The organism is Microtetraspora glauca, from assembly GCF_040656155.1.
GTDB lineage: Bacteria > Actinomycetota > Actinomycetes > Streptosporangiales > Streptosporangiaceae > Microtetraspora > Microtetraspora glauca.
Genome location: NZ_JBFALK010000010.1, coordinates 60,549 through 76,778 on the forward strand (window position 1 = coordinate 60,549; position 16,230 = coordinate 76,778).

Consider the following 16,230-nt stretch of genomic DNA (forward strand, 5'->3'; position numbering starts at 1 on the left):
CGCTTTTAAGGTAAAGAGGGGGGCCGGTGGCCGTCGAGCAACGCGGCATCGAGCTGGTTTCGCCGCAGGAGAGGTACGGCAGGCCCCGTGACCTGCTCTTCCTGTGGTCGGGAACCACGCTCGGCATCTTCACCCTGGTCTATGGCACAGTCGTCGTGTCGCTCGGCCTGAGCTTCCCGCAGGCCGTGGCCGCCATCGTCATCGGCAACCTGCTGGCCTTCCCGCTCGTCGGCCTGACCAGCCTGCAGGGACCGGCGGTCGGCACGTCGACGATGGCCGTCTCCCGTGCGGCCTACGGTCCCAAGGGCGCCCGCGCGCTCGGCTTCTTCGGCTGGCTGAACATGGTCGGTTTCGAGGCGGGCGGCATGGTGCTGATCACTTTCGCCGCGCTCGCGCTGCTCGACAAGGCGGGCGTCCACGACCAGGGCATCGGGCTGAAGGTCGCCGTGATCCTGGTCGCCGCGCTGATCCAGCTCGTGCTCCCGCTCGTGGGACACGCGGCCGTGATGAAGGCCCAGAAGTACTTCACCTGGGTGTTCGTCGCCATGTTCGCGATCATGGCGGTGCTGGTCGGCCCGAAGGTCGAGGTCGCCGCGACCGGAGGCGCCGACTTCGCCACCTTCACGGTCGCGGTCGCGCTGGTCATGTCCTGCGGCGGGCTCTCGTGGGCCCCGCTGGGCAGCGACTACTCCCGCTATCTCCCCGCCGACGCGAGCAGGAAGGCGGTCTTCGGCTACGCCGCGCTCGGCGGCTTCGTGCCGTACGTGCTGCTGATGACGCTCGGGGCGGCGGTCGCCACCGTGGTCACCGACGCGGGGGACCCGATCTCGGGCCTGCCCGGCGCGCTGCCCGGCTGGTTCACGGTGCCCTACCTGGTGCTCGCCATGGTGACGCTGTTCGCGGTGAACACCACCGACCTGTACTCCTCCGGCCTGAATCTGCAGGCGGCCGGGATCAACGTCAAACGCTGGGTCGCGGTCGTGGCCGACCTGGTGATCTGCGTCGCGATCACCTACGTGGCCGTGGTCTCCGACTCGTTCAACACGATGCTGAACACCTTCCTCGGCCTGCTGATCATCTGGCTGGCTCCCTGGGCCGGCGTCTACCTGTCCGACTGGCTGCGCCGCAGGGGCGGCTACGACGGCTCCGCGCTGTTCGACGAGAGCCCGGCGAGCCCGTACTGGGGCAGCGGCGGCGTGCGCTGGTCCGGCGTCGCGGCCCAGGTCGCGGGCATGATCGCAGCCGCGCTGTGGATCAACTCCACGGCGTTCGTCGGCCCGATCTCCCAGGCGACCGGCGGCACCGACTTCAGCATCTTCGCCGGCGTCATCGTGGCGGGCATCACCTATCTGGCGCTGGAGCGGCGTACCGCCGTGCAGCCCGCCCCCGCCGCCGCCTGACAACGAAAGGCACGACATCCCATGCCAGACCGCCACCTGCTCGACGTCGCCTACGGGCGGCGCCCCGCCGACCGCGTCATCACCGGCGGCACGCTGGTCAACGTACTGACCGGAGAGATCTACCCGGCCGACGTCGCGATCAGCGGCACCCGGATCGCGGCCGTCGGGGACCTGCCGGACACGCTGCGCGGCCCGGGAACCGAGATCATCGATGCCCGCGGCGGTTACCTCGTGCCCGGCCTGATCGACGGCCACCTGCACATCGAGTGCAGCAAGCTCTCGGTCACCAGCTTCGCCGACCTGGTCGTCCCGTACGGCACGACGAGCGTGGTGTCGGGCCTGGACCAGATCCTGGTCGTGGACGGCCTCCCCGGCGTACGGCGCTTCCTGGACGAGTCCAAGAACACCGGCATGCGGATCTGGTGGGGCGCCCCGGCCAAGGCTCCGTACACGGTGCCGGAGTCCACGGTCGGCCACACCTTCGGGCCGGAGCAGCACGCGGAGGCGCACGACTGGCCCGAGTGCGTCGGCGTGTGGGAGACCGTCCAGGAGATGGTGGAGCACGGCGACCCCGCCGTCATGGACGCCCTCGACCTGGCCGAACGCCACCGGCTGCCCGTCTTCGGCTGCGCGCCGCTGTCCGACGCCCGCCGGATCGGCGGACTGGCGGCGGCCGGCGTACGGCTCGACCACGAGTCCTACTCGCACGAGGAGATGCTGGAGAAGCTGCGCCTCGGCATCTACGCGATCGTCCGCGAGTCGTCGGTGGCGCACTTCCTGGAGGAGAACATCCAGGTCGTCTCCAAGGTCGGCGCGCGGCGGGTGGCGTTCTGCACCGACGACGTGCACGCGGCCGACGTGCTGGCCGGTGGCCACATGGACAAGCTGGTCCGGATGGCCGTGAAGGCGGGCGTCGACCCGGTGACCGCCATCCAGATGGCCACGATCAACTGCGCGGAGATGTACCGGATCGACCACCTGGTCGGCAGCATCGCCCCCGGCCGCTTCGCGGACGTGCTGATCGTGGACTCGCTGGACGACTTCCGGGTCCGCGAGGTCGTGGCCGGCGGCACGCCGGTCGCACGCGGAGGCGCCATGATCACCCCGACCGCGCCGCCGGAGCGCGGAGACGTGCGGCCGTTCCCCGTCCGCGAGATCACCGCCGCCGACCTGGCGCTCCGCGCGCCCGAGGGCGCCTCGCGCGTGACCGTGCTCACCATGAACATGACGCCCGAGCAGGTGTTCGTGCGCAAGCGCCGCGACGTGACGCTGCCCGTCGCGGGCGGCCTGGTCGAACCCTCCGTGGCCGACGACGCGCTGCTGGTCACCGTGGTCGAGCGTTACGGCAAGACCGGCAACATGCCGGTCGCCATGGTCAGCGGCATGGGCCTGCGCGAGGGTGCGATCGCGACCAGCGCCGCCCCCGACGACAACAACATCATCTGCGTCGGCGCCTCGCGCTCGGACATGGCCGTCGCGATCAACGAGGTCGTCAGGGCCGGCGGCGGCCAGGTGGTCGTCGTGGACGGCGAGGTCAAGGCGCTGCTCCCGCTGCCGGTCGGGGGGATCGTCTCCGACCTGCCCGCCGCCGAGATGGCCGCCGCCGAGACCCGGCTCGACGACCTGGCGCGGGAGATGGGCTGTACGCTGCCCGCCCCGCTGATGTACCTCTTCTTCCTGTCGATCACCGCGATCCCCGACTACGCGATCACCGACCTCGGCCTGGTCGACTGCGTGGAGCTGGCCGTCATCGACCCGATCATCTCGGAGGCCTGACCATGAAGGACTTCATCGCCGGACTGCCCAAGTGCGAGCTGCACCTGCACATCGAGGGCACGCTGGAGCCCGAGTTGAAGTTCGAGCTGGCCAAGCGGAACAACCTGGACCTGCCCTACACCACGGTCGAGGACATGCGCGCCGCCTACGACTTCGACGACCTGCCGTCGTTCCTGTCGGTCTACTACGAGGGCATGAACGTCCTGCTCGCCGAGCCGGACTTCTACGACCTCGCGATGGCCTACCTGCGTAAGGCCGCCTCCCAGAACGTGCGGTACGCGGAGATCTTCTTCGACCCGCAGGCGCACACCTCGCGCGGCGTGCCGTTCGACATCGTGATCCGCGGCCTGCGCCGGGCGCTGCTCGACGCGGAACGGCAATTCGGCGTCCGCGCCCAGCTCATCATGTGCTTCCTGCGCGACTTCCAGGCGGAGTACGCGATGGCGACGCTGCTGGAGTCGCTGCCGTACCGCGAGTGGATCGCCGGTGTCGGCCTGGACTCCGACGAGAAGGGCAACCCGCCGGCCAAGTTCGCCGCGGTGTTCGCCCGGGCCCGCGAGGAGGGCTACCTGCTGACCATGCACTGCGACGTGGACCAGGAGAACTCGACCAAGCACATCCGCCAGTGCGTCGAGGAGATCGGCGTCAACCGGATCGACCACGGCGTCAACGCGCTGGAGGACCCGGCGCTGGTCGAGGCCATCAAGGAGCGCGGGCTCGGCCTGACCGTGTGCCCGATCTCCAACGGGTACGTCACGGACTCGATGAAGGCCGACGCCATCCGGCGGATGCTCGACCTGGACCTGCGCGTCACGATCAACTCCGACGACCCGGCGTACTTCCCCGGTTACGTCCAGGAGAACCTGGTCGCGATCCAGGAGGCGCTGGACCTGTCCCGCGAGGAGTTGGTCCGGCTCCAGCGCAACGCCTTCGAGATCACCTGGCTGCCCCGCCAGGTGAAGGACGCCTACCTGGCCGAGCTGGACGCCTACGCGGCGTCCTGAGACGCGGCCGCTAGCGCATTCTGAGGGCGAGCAGGAAGTCCACCCGCTCGTCCAGCGAGGTGAGCGACCGGCCGGTCAGCTCCTCGATCCGCTTCAACCGGTATCGCAGCGTGTTGACGTGGACATGGAGCCGATCGGCCGTCGTCGCCCACCCGCCCGACTCCTCCAGGAAGATCTCCAGCGTCTCGACCAGGTCCGTCTGGTTCGCGGCGTCGTACTCCTCGAGGCGGCCGAGCAGCCGCGCGCGGAACGAGCGGCGCAGGTCACCGGGGATGGCCGCGAGCAGCGACCGGTGCGAGCTGACGTCGTCGGCGGTCATCGCGCTCACCCGGCCCTGTCCGAGGGCCGCCAGCCTGCGCGCGTGCCGCGCCTCCTCGATCAGGCTGCTCAGCCCGGCGGGGCCGGTGGTCACGCTGCTCAGGCCGAGCGTGATCCGGGCGTCGCGGAGACCAGCCTCCAGCGTCCGCGCGCCGCGCAGCACGTGCTCGGCGACCTCGGAGGCGGTGTTCCCCGCCAGGGGTACCAGCGCGACCGCCTCGCCGCCCTCGGGCGCGGTGGCCACCCCCGGCGCGAGCGGCCGGAGCAGCTCGTCGAGTACGGCGGAGCCCACCTCGTCCGCGCGTTCCACGCCTTCCACCTGGAGCGCCGCCGCCAGCAGCCCGTGCTCGGTCTCGACGTGCAGCGTGTGCAGCCGTGAGACGACTCCCGGCAGGTCGGCCTCCCCGGAGCCGAGCAGGTTCAGCAACTGGTCGAGCACCCGCCGCTCGATCCGCTGCGCCGCCTCCAGGCGGGACCGCTCCAGGGCCACCAGCGCGGCGAGCTCCACGATCAGGTCCTCGTGCTCGCCGCCCGCCCCCACCTGTTCTCCGGCGTACGCGAGGAACCAGTTGGCGATGCGGTGCGGCGCGCCCTTGCTCACCGGGAAGACCGACAGCACCGTGCCGTCCTCGCGGGTGGACATCCCGGGCAGGAACCGCGCCGACAGGAACGCGTGGGCCAGCCGGGTCCGGTCCTCGGGCGCGAGCGGCTGCGATCCCACGATCACCCGGCCGGTGGCCGACATCACCCAGCACGGCACGTCCAGCTCTCCGGCCACGGCGGTGACCAGCTTGTTCAGGCTGCCGCCGTCCACGAGGACGCTCGCGAGCCTGCGCCGCGAGCCGGGCCGGTGGCGCGGGGCGCTGCCCAACTCGTCGATCAGGCGGCGCAGGACGTACTCGGTGACGGCGCTGAACGGCACCTCCACCGACAGGCAGAGCAGCGGCAGGCCGGCCTCGGCGCAGGCGTCGATGAGATCGGCGGGCGGCAGTTTCAGCGCGGTGCCCGAGCAGAGCGCGGTCACCCCCACCTGGACGAGGGCGGAGACGAACCGCCGCGAGGAGCCGGGCCCCCGATGCCAGGTCAGCTCGGTGAGGACCAGCTCTCCCGGCTGGACGAATCTGGCCGGTTCCGGCAGGTCGGTCGTGGCCACGCCACGGACCCGTCGATCCAGCAGGTCATGCCCGGTCAGGACCTTCAACCCCAGATGGTCGACCTGGCACAGGTCCCGCAGCCGCATCTCTCCCGATCCCGTAGCCGTTCGAATCCCCCATCGAGGGTATCGGCAGCTCAGACGGGCCAGTCCTCCCGCCGCCAGGCGGCGTCCCAGAACATCCATTCGTACCGCGCCGTGGTCGTCGCGTTCGCGAGCAGCCGCCCGCACTCGTCGCCGGTCAGGCCCTCCGCGACCTCGTCGAGGAGGTCGAGCACGCCCGCGACGGTCTCCTGGTACTCCTCGCCGCCGTACGTCTCGATCCACCACGCGTACAGCGGGTCGGGGGAGGACCGGTCGAGCAGGGCCTGCCCGACGCGGGCGTAGATCCAGTAGCACGGCACGATCGCGCCGAGCGCCTCGGCGAAGGTGCCGAGATGGCAGGCCCGCAGCAGGTACGACCCGTACCCGAGCGCGGTCGGCGGCGCGGGGTGGCGGCGCGCCTCCGCCTCCCCGATACCGAACGCGTTGAGCAACTCCACGTGCAGGCTGTGCTCCACCTCGACCGTACGGGCGGCGTCCGCGGCGAACCGCTGGACCGAGGCCGGGTCGGGCGCCTTGACCGCGCACGCGGCCAGCGCGCGAGCGTAGTCGGGCAGGAAGTGCGCCTCCTGGAGCACGAAGTGCCGGAAGACCTCCTTGGGCAGGGACCCGTCGGTCAGCCCGGTGAGGAACGGGTGGGCCAGGATCTGCTGGTAGATCCCGTCCATCGCCCGCCACAGCTCGTCACGGAAGGCACGCATCCGCCGATGCTATCCAGCGGGGAGCCGGGCGGGCGCGCCGAGGATGGGGGCGCCGGAGCCCGTGGCCCCCGTGATGGACGCACGGTCAGGTGGGGGACCCGCGGTCGGATGAGGCTCCTCGCCCGCTCCGGCGTCACGCCGGGCGACCAGCGACGCGTGGGTGAGACCATCCGCGACGCCGCTCGGCCGTCCGGCGGCGAATTCCTTGCGGAGTACGGGAGCGACCTCCTCGCCGAGGATGCCGAACTGTTCCAACACGGTCGCTCGTCCGGTATGACGATCTTGTGGTGAAGTCTCCCGGGGTGATGCACCTCGGCACCGAGCCGTTTCTCGAGGTAGAGCGAATCCTGCGAGAAGCTGAGGTGGCGGCGGCCGGGACGGCCGCTCCCGTGGCCGGGGCGGAGGAGGTCATGCGCGCCTGGAGGGACAGTGGCCGTACCGTCGCCGTGTTAAGCACCAGCTCCGGCACGGCGGTCGAAACCTACCTCGGAAGGAACGGTCTCCGATCACTGGTGGGAGCGGTCGTGGCCGTTCCGCCCGCTTCAGCCCGTTGACTGGCGGACACCCGACCTGGAGGCGTCCGCACCTGCCCGGTCGGGCGTGCGCACGTGCTCGGGCAGGATGCCGTACACCATGATCCGCATCAGGAGCTGGGACATGAGCCGGCGGCCGCGCTCGCCGCTGAGGATCGCGGGCATCCGCGGTTCCTCACCGTCCAGGATCCGGTCGACGAGCCGGCGCTGGGCCAGCAACTGGACGAACTGGGTGCCGACGGTCGGGATCATGCGGCGCCGCTGCACCCGCTGTACGAGCCGGGGGTTGAGCGTCTTGTCGAACCTCGCCGGATCGGCCTGGGCGCGATGAAGCGGATCGGCCAGCAGGTTGGCGGTCGCCACCGCGTCCTGCACGGCGAGGTTGATGCCCACACCGCCGATCGGCGACATGGTGTGCGCGGCGTCGCCGATCGCCAGGAGGCCGGGCCGGTCCCAGCGCCTGAGCCGGTTCACGCCGACCTCCAGGAACGCCACCTTCCCCCAGTCGTCGATCTCGTCCACCCGGTCGGCGAGGAACGGCAGCAGGCGGGCCAGACGTGGCCGGAGCCCCTCCAGGCCCTGGGCGCGGATCTCCTGGTAGGAGCCCTTGGGGATGAGGAAGGCGATCTGCCAGTAGTCGCCGCGGTCGATCGCCGCCGCCATCTCTCCCTTGCCGATGTGACCCGCGAGGCCGCCGCCCTCGTCGTCGTCGGGACGGCGCGAGACGCGCAGCCACAACACGTCCATCGGAGCCCCGAAGTCGAGAGGGATCATCCCCGCGGCCCGCCGCAGGTCGGAGCGGCGGCCGTCGGCGGCCACGGTCAGCACCGCGCGCAGGTCGTGCTCGCCGCGCGCGTCGCGGTAGCGCAGGCCGCGGATCGCCCCGCCGTGCTCGATCGGCCCGAGGGTCTCGGCGTTCATCAGCAGCCGGAACGCCGGATAGCGGCGGGCGTGCTCGACCAGCAGGTTGAGGAAGTCCCACTGCGGGATCATCGCGATGTGGCGGTATTTCCGGGTGGACGGGAACCGCCGGAGATCGGCGTCCACCAGCGTCCGGGTGAGCGTGCTCATGCGAAGCGTCGTCAGGTTCCGGTGGGGGATGCGCTCCAGGTCCTCCACCAGCCCCAGCTCGTCCAGGAGTTGCAACGTCGAGGGATGCACGGTGTCCCCGCGGAAGTCGCGCAGGAAGTCGCCGTGCTTCTCCAGGACGGTCACCTGGACTCCGGCGCGGGCCAGCAGCAGGCCCAGCATCACCCCCGCCGGGCCGGCACCGGATATGGCGCAGGTCGTGCTCTCGGATTCCGGCATTCGTCAGCTCCCTCTCGGTCGGACGAGCACGGTTCGTACTGGCAGTACATGACCGTTCCCGGCCGAAATCCAGGTCATGCCGACGGACGTGTACACATTCAGGGGTTTCCATACCCGGAGAATCCGCCACGTCGTCGGTGGCCGCTACGGCGGTCCGGTCCGCGGTCTCCGGTGGATTCGGTCAGGCGCGCAGGTCGGTGGTGAGCTCGTCGGTACGGGCCCGGCTGCCCCAGAACCACTCCACGTGCGCGTGTCGCCGTTGCTCGGCCAGCCAGTCATCGAAGATCCGGCCCTCGACCAGCCTGCGGGTCACCTCGTCGAGCACCGCCGGTTCCACGGCCAGTACGCGCACGACGCAGAAACCACCGTCCGGGAGCCCCGCGGGTCCGAGCACCTGACCGGCCCGAGCGTCCACCGCCGGGGCACCGAAGAGCGCGACCAGGTCGCCCCTGCCGTTCGCCTCCATCCGGCAGGTGGCCACGCCCGCCAGCATCTCCTCGGCCGCCAGCGCGACGGGGTCGGTGTCCTTCTCCATTTCGTCAGGCGGCACCGCCCCGACCCGCAGGCGAGCGGCGACGGCGGCGGCGCGATCGGGGTCCGCGTACCGCAGCCTGACCACGCGCAGCCGGTCGAACTCCTCGCCATGGGCGGCGAAGAAGTCCTCCACCCGCCCGTCGACCACCTCTCGGCGCAGCTCCGCCACCGCCGCCTCGCTCGCCACGACCTCCTCAAGGCGGGCGTGGTTCAGGCCGCGTTCGGCCATCCACCGCAGCGTCGCCTGCGGGGTCATCAGTCCCCGCGCGCGGCGGAAGGCGTCCATGGCCTTCTGGAGCCGGTCGGCGGACAGGTCCGTGTGCCGCGTGGCCAGGGCCTCCTCGACCAGGGCGGCGTTCATCAGGCGCCTGGCGAGGCCGGTGTCCTCCCACAGCACGTCGAGGACCGAGACGGCCCGCTCCATCGTCATGTCGACGCCGTTGACGCGCAGGACGAGCTGCTCGCCGGAGCGCTGGCCTCCCCGCAGCGGCCAGGGAATCACCCGGTCCGGCGCGAAGGCCAGCGAGACGCTGCCTTCGGGCGAGGGGAACAGCAGGTCGTAGTGGTACTCACCGGTGGCGGCCTCGCGCTGCCACAGCAACCGCATCCTCACCTCCGGATAGCGGCCACGCAGGTCCGACAGCAGCTCGCCGGCGCGTTCCGGCCGCACACCGTCCAGCCCGCGCAGCCATTCCAGGGCGGCGCCGAGGAGATCGGGGGGCACCACAAGGGACACGTCAGGCTCCTTCCAGCAGCAGGTCGCAGAGCGCCTCGCTGATCGGCAGACCGGTCAGCTCCTCGACCCACAGCCACTGGCCGTTGGGGTTGATCTCCAGGAACACGTACCGGCCGTCCGGGGTCAGGACCAGGTCGAAGGCTCCGAAGACGAGCCCGAGACGGTCTGTCATCGCCAGGCACCGGTCGGCGACCTCGTCCGGAAGCCGGTGCACGCCGTACGGTGTCACCTCGAGGTTGTACCGGCGCCAGTCCACCCTCGACCGGTTGCTCTCCTGGGAGTGGATCTCGGCCGCGAACACCCGCCGGCCGACGACGGTGACCCGGAGTTCCAGCCGCTTGGGCACGTACTGCTGCGCGATGACCGGGCAGAACCGCAGCGCCTCCGCGTACGCCAGATCCCGGGCCGAGACGAACTCGCACTTGCGGATGACCGTGTGGCCCCCCGCGAGGTTCTCCACCCACGGCATGCCCATGGGCTTGGTGATGATGTGACCGTCATGGCGGTTGTGGAAGTCCCACAGGGCGTCCGCCTGGGTCGCGATCAGCGTCTCCGGGATCTCGAACCCCAGCTCTGCGGCCAGCATGAGCTGGGACGGCTTGTGCGCCGCCCGCCGGTACACCGACTCGCGCGCGGGCACCATACGGCAGGGCAGATGCTCCCAGAGGTCGGTGAGCAGGTCCACGCTCTCTTTGGCGGTGTAAGCGGCCACCGATGGGTCGGTGATCGCCGGGTGGGCCTCTGGCGGTCTCGGGCGTCGCCACCACACCGCGGTCAGGGAGTCCAGGTCGAGCGTGCCGTCCTCGGTGTGCAGCAGCCGCCGGGCGAGCCCGCGAGCGGTGTACGCCAGCTCGACGTGGGCCCGGGTGAGGTAGTCCCGGTTGTCGAAGACGGTGGTACGGGCGCCGCGTCCGGCCAGCAGGTCCCGGACGTGGTCGGCGTGCGGGTCCTGATCACGGGTCAGGACGAGTACATGCGGGGGTGACACGGATCTCCTTGGAGAGCGGGCCCGCGCGCAGGTGATGGGCCACCGGGGAGAACAGGCCGCTCCGGACTCGGGACGGCGGTTCACCGGATGTGGGGACGGCGCGCGTCCCCACATCCGGCGAACATCGGCCCCAGCCGCCGTTCCCTCGGGCGGGAGGGCGGCTACGGCCGACTACGCGAGCGACTGCTCACGAGTCGGGGCAGCAGATGCCGGGCGGGTCGTAGTACTCCCCTGTCACGACCGTCGGCTGACCGCCGTTGATGCCGCTCAGCGCGCTCTCGTCGAGCTCGGCACCGGCCGGGGTGATGTCCCCGAACTCGGTGCGTGGTGTCGCGTTCATGGAACGTGCCTCCTTCTCGCTGTGGAAAAGCGATCTCCTGACCAATGTTGCGGATCGTGGCTTGGAGCCGACTTGGAATCCCCGGAGCCGAGCCCATCGGCGGGGTGCTCGCCGGGTCTCCCACGCCCTCCGGTCGTCTGGGGCGCGGTGCGTACGGCGGCACGGGCTCACAGGGAACCCGTCGGGAGTTGCGCCTGCGCGAGGCGCGTGTACAGGCCGCCCGAGCGGATCAGCGAGTCGTGGGCGCCGCTCTCGACGACCCGGCCGCCGTGCAGTACCAGGATCAGATCGGCGTCCCTGATCGTGCTCAACCGGTGGGCGATCACGATGCGCGTCTGGGGAAGGGCGCCGAGGTTCGCGCTCAACGCCGCCTCGGTGTCGGTGTCGAGGTGGCTGGTGGCCTCGTCAAGCAGCAGGATCTCCGGCCGGGCCAGAATCGCTCTGGCCAGGGCGATGCGCTGGCGCTGACCGCCGGACACACCCCCGCCCTCGGTCAGCACGGTGTGGTACCCCAGAGGCATCGCGGCGATGTCGTCGTGGACGCAGGCCAGCCGGGCCGCCTCCTCCACCTCGCCGGGGGAGGCGGCGGGACTTCCCAGCGCGATGTTGTCCGCGATCGAGCCGGTGAACAGGGCGGGCTCCTGGGTGACCACCCCGAAGCGGCGCCGTAGCCGTCCCGGATCCAGGCGGGACACCGGCACCCCGTCGTAGAGGATCTCGCCCTCGACCGGCGGGAACAGCCCCAGCAGGAGCCGGGCGAGGGTGGTCTTGCCGGACCCGGACCTCCCGACCAGCGCGACCTTCTGCCCGGGGACGATGCGCAGATCGATCCCGCGGACGATCCACGGGCTTTCGGGCGCGTACCGGAAGCCGACCGCCCTCATCTCGATGCCGCTCCGCCGCGCTCCGCCACCGGTACGGCCGGCGGACACGGTGGGGGCGGAGGATTCCGGAGCCTCGCCCTCGTCACCCACCGCACCGGCGGGGCCGGGCTCGGGGGCGGTCTCCCAGATGTCGGCGAGCCGCTCGGCCTGGGTGCGGGCGGTCTGGAGGCCCCGCAGGCTGGCCGTCAACGAGGCCAGCGGTGCCAGGGCGGCGGCGGCCAGGCCGAGCACGCCGAGCATGGCGCCCGTGGTGAGCCGGTGATCCACCACCTGCCACGCACCGGCCCACAACAGAGCCAGCGGGGTGGCGAACCTCAGCGCTCCCAGCACGGTGTCCTGCATGCCCTGGGCGGACGAGCTCCGCCGTACCTGCTGCGTCTGGACGTGCAGCAGACCCGTCCAGCGTTCGAGAACCTGGTTCTCCGCTCCGGACGACTTGATCGTCTCAATGCCCTTGACGGTTTCGATGAGCTGCCCCTGTGCGTCGTTACGCGCCTCCTGCTCGCGGTGGACCAGGTCGCGGATCCGCTGCCGGGTGAGGAGGAGCACGAGGAACTGGGCCGCCGCCAGGACGACGAGCACCACGCCGAGCAGCGGCGACCGTACGGTGACCGCGACGAGATACCCGATGGCCAGAGGGCCGTCGAGCAGCGCGGACAGCACCTGACCGGTGAGGATGTCCCGCAGCAGGCCGGCCCCGCTGATCCGCGAGACCAGATCGGCCGAGCCCCGGTGAGCGAAGAAGCGGAACGGCAGGGCGAGCAGCCGCCTGGCCAGATCGTCGAGCAGCGCGGTGTCGGCCCGGGCCCGCAGCACGACCAGCGCCCAGGCCCGCAACCCTCCGGCGGCGAGGTGGGCGACAACCGCCACGATCGCGGCCAGTCCCAGCAGCGGGAGCAGATCGACCTCACCCCGCCCCAGCACCCCGTCCACGATGCTCTCGGTGGCCGCGGGCAGGACGAGCCCGAGCCCTTGCAGGATGAGGCTGAGCAGTACCAGGACGGCCAGGACGCCCCGGTGGCTCAGCACGCTGAAGCGGATGTAGCGCGACCACCAGGATCGCCGCTCACCGAGGTGTCCCCGCTGGAAGTCCGGGCCGGGGGCGAAGGTGAGGACCACACCGCTGTAGTCCCGCGCGAACTCCTCCCAGGTGAGTCTCAGCCGTCCGCTCGCCGGGTCGACGATCGTGATTCGCTTCCCGGCCGCCCGCTCCACCACCACGAAGTGCCTGGCCCGCCAGTGGGCGACAGCCGGAAGGTGGATCTCGGGTACGTGCGCCGCCGGCAGGGAGAAGGCGCGCGTGGTCAGCCCGCGCGCCCGCGCGGTGCGTACCAGGGTGAGCGCGCTGACGCCGTCCCGGCCTACGCCCATCTCCACGGCCAGAGTGCGCACGGAGGTGTGGTGCCCGTGCGCGCCGAGGATCATCGCGAGGCAGGCGGCCCCGCATTCGACCAAGTTGTGCTGGAGTGTGACTGGAACCCGCATGGAGCGGTAGTCTCCGCCCCTCCGCTTTGAATCTGATTGTGAATGACAAGGGGAGCCGCGCAGAGGGGGCTCGTCATCCGCGACTCCACCGCGCCTCGCGGTCCCGTCTGATCTGTCCGGCTGACCGTGGACCTGATCGGACCCGGCCGGGAGGGGGTAGCGTGAACCCGCCCCCGGCGGCCGGAAGGCCCGCCGTGTCCGACCACCGACCGGCCTGGTGAGGTTGCCCGTGTCTCCCGCGAAGGACCTGCCCGTCATCGAGTTCCCGTCCGGCGACGCGTTCGAGGAGTGGCTCGAACAGGAGCACGACCGGTCGGACGGACTCTGGGTGAAGATCGCCAAGAAGGGCTCCGGCATCGCCACCGTGTCGTACGGCGAGGCGCTGGACGTGGCCCTGTGCTTCGGCTGGATCGACGGGCAGAAGGCCGCCTTCGACGAGACCCACTGGCTGCAGCGGTTCACCCCGCGCAGGGCCAGGAGCAGATGGTCGAAGATCAACTGCGACCGGGTCGCCGAGCTGGCCGAGCGCGGTCTGGTCCGGCCCGCCGGACTCCGCGAGATCGAGCGGGCCAGGGCCGACGGACGGTGGGACGCGGCCTACGAGTCGCAGCGGACCGCCACGGTCCCCGACGACCTGCGGGTCGCCCTCGATGCCAGCCCGGCGGCCGCCGAGTTCTTCGCCACGCTCGACAGCAGAAACCGGTACGCCGTACTCCACCGCGTCGGCGACGCCAAGAAGCCCGAGACCCGGGCGCGGCGCATCGAGAAGTTCGTCGCCATGCTGGCCGAGCAGCAGAAGATCTACCCCTGACCCGGGAAGTTCCCGCAGCGTGACGGCGGGGACAATGGCCGGGAGGGGGGATGCCCTATGCGCGTCGCGGTGCTCGGAATGGGCAGGATGGGGCGGGCGCTGGCCGAGCGGCTGCTCGAACGGGACTTCACGGTCACGGTGTGGAACCGCACCCCGGGGCGGGCCGGCGAGGTGGTCGCCCGTGGCGCCGCCGAGGCAGAAGATCCGGCGGAGGCCGCGCGCGACTCCGACGCCGTGCTGTTCTCGCTCGCGGGGGACGAGGCGGTGCGCGAGGTCATGCTCCGGCTCGCCGGGGTGGAGGGGCCGATCGTGGCCGACATGAGCACCGTCTCCCCGGACACGTCACGGGCGCTGCGCGAGACCGCCCCGGGAGGCCGGTTCGTGGCCGCGCCCATCATCGGGGGGCCGCAGGCGGTCGCCTCCGGGCAGGCGTTCACGCTGGTCGGGGGCGACCGGCAGCTCGTCGACGATCTGCGGCCCGTCTGGTCGGAGACGTTCGCGGCCTACCGCTACTGCGGAGACGACCCCGGCAACGCGGTCGTCTTCAAGCTGCTGAACAACTATCTGCTCATGTCGAGCGTCGCCGTGGTCGCCGAGGTGGTCGCCATCGGCCTGGCGGCGGGCGTGGACGACATGCTGCTGCGGGACTTCCTCTTCGGATGGCCGACCGTCCCGCCCGCGGTGCACAACCGGATCGACGATATCCTCAGCGGTGATCATCGCGGCTGGTTCACGACCCGGCTCGGTGCCAAGGACGTGCGGCTCGCCGTCGACGTGGCCCGCTCCGCCGGGATCGACCCGCCGATCGCCCGGCTGGTCGAGCGGCGTTACGAGGAGGCGGCCGAGCTCGGCTGGGCGGACGCCGACATCGGCGCCGTCGTGGAGTTGCTCCGCGAGGCGCGCCGTGCCGTACAGGGTGAGGAGTAGGGCACCTGGGTCGTCCCGGGAGAGAACCCGGACACGGACGCGAACCGGCCGCACGCGATGACGACGGATGAGGAACAGAGGAGCGTTTCCGTGTCTGACATGTCATACCGCAGTCTCGGCGATTCCGGTCTGGTCGTCTCGGCGGTCGGTCTGGGGGCGAACAACTTCGGCCGGCGGATCGACATCGAGGCCACCCGCGCGGTGGTGGACGCCGCCTTCGACGTGGGGATCACCTTCATCGACACCGCCGACATCTACGGCGAATCCGAGGCGTTCCTGGGCGAGGTGCTGCAGGGGCGGCGCGACGAGGTGGTCCTCGCCACCAAGTTCGGCGGGGACACCGGCGGGGCCAACGGCCCCGACTGGGGCGCCCGCGCCTCGCGGCGCTACATCCGCAAGGCGGTCGAGCGGTCGCTGCGCCGGCTGCGCACCGACTGGATCGACCTCTACCAGCTGCACTTCCCCGACCGGGTGACGCCGATCGAGGAGACCCTCGCCGCGCTGACCGAGCTGGTGCGTGAGGGCAAGGTGCGCTACATCGGATCATCCAACCTCGCCGGATGGCAGGTCGCGGACGCCGACCACATCGCCCGTGCCGCGGGACACGAACGCTTCATCTCCGCGCAGAACGAGTACAGCCTGCTCAATCGGCGGGTCGAGCAGGAACTCCTGCCCGCGGCCACGCACTACGGCGTCGGCGTGCTGCCGTACTTCCCGCTCGCGAACGGGCTGCTCACCGGCAAGTACCGGCGAGGCGCGACGCCTCCGGAGGGCACCCGTCTCGCCGCACGGCCCGATTACCTCACTGACGCCCGGTTCGACACGGTTGAGCGGCTCGCGCAGTACGCGGAGCGGCAGGGCGTCGGCCTGCTCGACGTCGCGATCGGCGGCCTCCTCGCACGGCCCGCCGTGGCCTCGGTGATCGCGGGCGCGACCCGGCCGGAGCAGATCAGGGCCAACGCCGCCGCCGGGGCGTGGCGGCCCGGCGCGGAGGCGCTGGCCGAGCTGGAGGAGATCGCCTCCTGATCACGGGGGGCGGCCGGAGGCCGGCCCGGTGGCGGTCCTCCGCCAGATCCGGGTCGGCTTTCGTTCCCCGCCCTTCGACCCCCGCACGTGCTCCACCACCAGCCGCGAGGTGAGCTCCGGCGCCTCTTCCGAGATCCAGTGGCCGATTCCCTCCAACGCCACGAAGCGGTACGGGCCGGTCACCCATTTGCCGTCAGGTTTGCC

General features: G+C 71.2%; 14 protein-coding genes. 6 read left to right on the forward strand and 8 right to left on the reverse strand.

What is annotated here, in order from left to right; all coding sequences use genetic code 11:
* Positions 1-26: 26 nt before the first annotated feature.
* From AB0I59_RS19195 to AB0I59_RS19205, 3 genes are read left to right on the forward strand one after another with little or no spacing between them, the layout of a single operon-like run.
* A complete protein-coding gene (locus tag AB0I59_RS19195) occupies positions 27-1,400 on the forward strand; it encodes a purine-cytosine permease family protein (RefSeq protein ID WP_061258019.1) in 1,374 nt (457 codons plus the stop codon).
* A 21-nt stretch (positions 1,401-1,421) separates the two neighbouring features.
* The gene (locus AB0I59_RS19200; RefSeq protein ID WP_061258020.1) at positions 1,422-3,176 is read left to right on the forward strand and encodes an adenine deaminase C-terminal domain-containing protein; all 1,755 of its coding nucleotides are present in this window, start codon (positions 1,422-1,424) and stop codon (positions 3,174-3,176) included.
* Positions 3,177-3,178: 2 nt separating this feature from the next.
* Entirely contained in the window at positions 3,179-4,180 is a 1,002-nt protein-coding gene (locus tag AB0I59_RS19205) for an adenosine deaminase (protein ID WP_358134436.1), read from the forward strand.
* A gap of 10 nt (positions 4,181-4,190) precedes the next feature.
* On the opposite strand, the gene AB0I59_RS19210 is transcribed toward AB0I59_RS19205, so the two are convergent.
* The 8 genes from AB0I59_RS19210 to AB0I59_RS19245 form a co-directional block, all read right to left on the reverse strand.
* Entirely contained in the window at positions 4,191-5,738 is a 1,548-nt protein-coding gene (locus AB0I59_RS19210) for a PucR family transcriptional regulator (RefSeq protein ID WP_061258022.1), read from the reverse strand.
* Positions 5,739-5,788: 50 nt separating this feature from the next.
* The gene (tenA, locus tag AB0I59_RS19215) at positions 5,789-6,454 is read right to left on the reverse strand and encodes a thiaminase II (RefSeq protein ID WP_061258023.1); all 666 of its coding nucleotides are present in this window, start codon (positions 6,452-6,454) and stop codon (positions 5,789-5,791) included.
* 9 nt (positions 6,455-6,463) lie between these two features.
* A complete protein-coding gene (locus tag AB0I59_RS42095) occupies positions 6,464-6,712 on the reverse strand; it encodes an LLM class oxidoreductase (protein WP_082777158.1) in 249 nt (82 codons plus the stop codon).
* Positions 6,713-6,996: 284 nt separating this feature from the next.
* A complete protein-coding gene (locus AB0I59_RS19225) occupies positions 6,997-8,295 on the reverse strand; it encodes an FAD-dependent oxidoreductase (RefSeq protein ID WP_358134440.1) in 1,299 nt (432 codons plus the stop codon).
* Positions 8,296-8,476: 181 nt separating this feature from the next.
* Positions 8,477-9,565, reverse strand: coding sequence for a TIGR04500 family putative peptide maturation system protein (locus AB0I59_RS19230; RefSeq protein ID WP_061258027.1), 1,089 nt, complete (start codon positions 9,563-9,565; stop codon positions 8,477-8,479).
* A 1-nt stretch (position 9,566) separates the two neighbouring features.
* A complete protein-coding gene (locus tag AB0I59_RS19235) occupies positions 9,567-10,553 on the reverse strand; it encodes an MvdC/MvdD family ATP grasp protein (RefSeq protein WP_061258028.1) in 987 nt (328 codons plus the stop codon).
* Between the two features lie 187 nt (positions 10,554-10,740).
* Positions 10,741-10,893: a hypothetical protein gene (locus AB0I59_RS19240; RefSeq protein WP_358134444.1), complete on the reverse strand. Its 153-nt coding sequence runs from the start codon at positions 10,891-10,893 to the stop codon at positions 10,741-10,743.
* A gap of 167 nt (positions 10,894-11,060) precedes the next feature.
* Positions 11,061-13,262 carry a peptidase domain-containing ABC transporter gene (locus AB0I59_RS19245; RefSeq protein ID WP_061258029.1) on the reverse strand — a complete coding sequence of 734 codons (2,202 nt, stop codon included), beginning with the start codon at positions 13,260-13,262 and terminating at the stop codon, positions 11,061-11,063.
* A 229-nt stretch (positions 13,263-13,491) separates the two neighbouring features.
* On the opposite strand from AB0I59_RS19245, the gene AB0I59_RS19250 reads away from it, so the two are divergent.
* The 3 genes from AB0I59_RS19250 to AB0I59_RS19260 all read left to right on the forward strand — a co-directional run bounded on the left by AB0I59_RS19250 (position 13,492) and on the right by AB0I59_RS19260 (position 16,026).
* A complete protein-coding gene (locus AB0I59_RS19250; protein ID WP_358134447.1) occupies positions 13,492-14,073 on the forward strand; it encodes a YdeI/OmpD-associated family protein in 582 nt (193 codons plus the stop codon).
* Positions 14,074-14,130: 57 nt separating this feature from the next.
* Positions 14,131-15,000 carry an NAD(P)-dependent oxidoreductase gene (locus tag AB0I59_RS19255; protein ID WP_358134450.1) on the forward strand — a complete coding sequence of 290 codons (870 nt, stop codon included), beginning with the start codon at positions 14,131-14,133 and terminating at the stop codon, positions 14,998-15,000.
* A gap of 99 nt (positions 15,001-15,099) precedes the next feature.
* Positions 15,100-16,026 carry an aldo/keto reductase gene (locus tag AB0I59_RS19260; protein ID WP_061258031.1) on the forward strand — a complete coding sequence of 309 codons (927 nt, stop codon included), beginning with the start codon at positions 15,100-15,102 and terminating at the stop codon, positions 16,024-16,026.
* The last annotated feature ends 204 nt before the right edge of the window (positions 16,027-16,230 follow it).

Coding starts and splice junctions, on each gene's coding strand:
- tenA (WP_061258023.1), bottom strand. CDS start 6,454: ATGCGTGCCTTCCGTGACGAGCTGTGGCGGGCGATGGACGGGATCTAC.
- AB0I59_RS19210 (WP_061258022.1), bottom strand. CDS start 5,738: ATGCGGCTGCGGGACCTGTGCCAGGTCGACCATCTGGGGTTGAAGGTC.
- AB0I59_RS19205 (WP_358134436.1), top strand. CDS start 3,179: ATGAAGGACTTCATCGCCGGACTGCCCAAGTGCGAGCTGCACCTGCAC.
- AB0I59_RS19225 (WP_358134440.1), bottom strand. CDS start 8,295: ATGCCGGAATCCGAGAGCACGACCTGCGCCATATCCGGTGCCGGCCCG.
- AB0I59_RS19200 (WP_061258020.1), top strand. CDS start 1,422: ATGCCAGACCGCCACCTGCTCGACGTCGCCTACGGGCGGCGCCCCGCC.
- AB0I59_RS19245 (WP_061258029.1), bottom strand. CDS start 13,262: ATGCGGGTTCCAGTCACACTCCAGCACAACTTGGTCGAATGCGGGGCC.
- AB0I59_RS19255 (WP_358134450.1), top strand. CDS start 14,131: ATGCGCGTCGCGGTGCTCGGAATGGGCAGGATGGGGCGGGCGCTGGCC.
- AB0I59_RS19240 (WP_358134444.1), bottom strand. CDS start 10,893: ATGAACGCGACACCACGCACCGAGTTCGGGGACATCACCCCGGCCGGT.
- AB0I59_RS19260 (WP_061258031.1), top strand. CDS start 15,100: ATGTCATACCGCAGTCTCGGCGATTCCGGTCTGGTCGTCTCGGCGGTC.